Source organism: Treponema sp. R6D11, from assembly GCF_054786075.1.
In genome coordinates this window covers 1-668 of the sequence record NZ_BDHD01000640.1, presented here as the reverse complement: position 1 = coordinate 668, position 668 = coordinate 1, and the positions used below count along the sequence as shown (strand labels likewise).

Here is a 668-nt window from a genome sequence, read left to right as displayed (position 1 = left end):
TAATATTAGTAATAATAACATTAGCTTTACAGTTAATTTTGGACTGGACAATGATCCTGAAAAAGTTTCTACTTTTGTTTCAAAGAACGATTCTTTGCGCGAAAAAAGTTTATCGCGGCGTATTGATCTGCAATGGGAGCGTTATCCTTCCGTAAAACAAGCCGGATTGGAAAATGAAACATTTAATTTTGCTCCTGTCTTTTTTAGTTACGCGCCAATCAATTTTATAGAACTTGGCGGAAGCGACAAACTTACAGGTCTTCTGTATCCCGAACCGGCATATCAATATATTGCCATTACTTATAAAGCCCTTCTTTCATTTTGTTCAAGCTATTCCCGACCAAGTTTGGAAATTGACGGCGCAACGGAAACAATTTATATGGACAGGGGAGTTATACTTAAGGCAATTGAAACATTAAACGGACGGCAAGTTTCCGTTACGGAATTTGAAAAAGGACTGCCTGTAGTTCAACATATTGACATCGATCTTGACGGCAGAATGGAAACAATACGCCGTTTCCGCCGCCCGCCTTCCAGTTATGAAATGGAAAGTGTTCTTGACTATCGTCGTTTAATTGCTTCTTCGGAAAGCGACTGGTCGGGAGACGGAGTTTATAAAACAAAAGAAGTGTATCTTCAAGACGGTTCGGTTGTTTATTCTTTTGATA

At 39.1% G+C, this 668-nt stretch carries 1 pseudogene; it reads left to right on the top strand.

The annotated features are described in order from the left end of the window. A pseudogene (locus tag ACYVTD_RS15225) lies at positions 1-668 on the top strand (hypothetical protein); the annotation flags it as partial.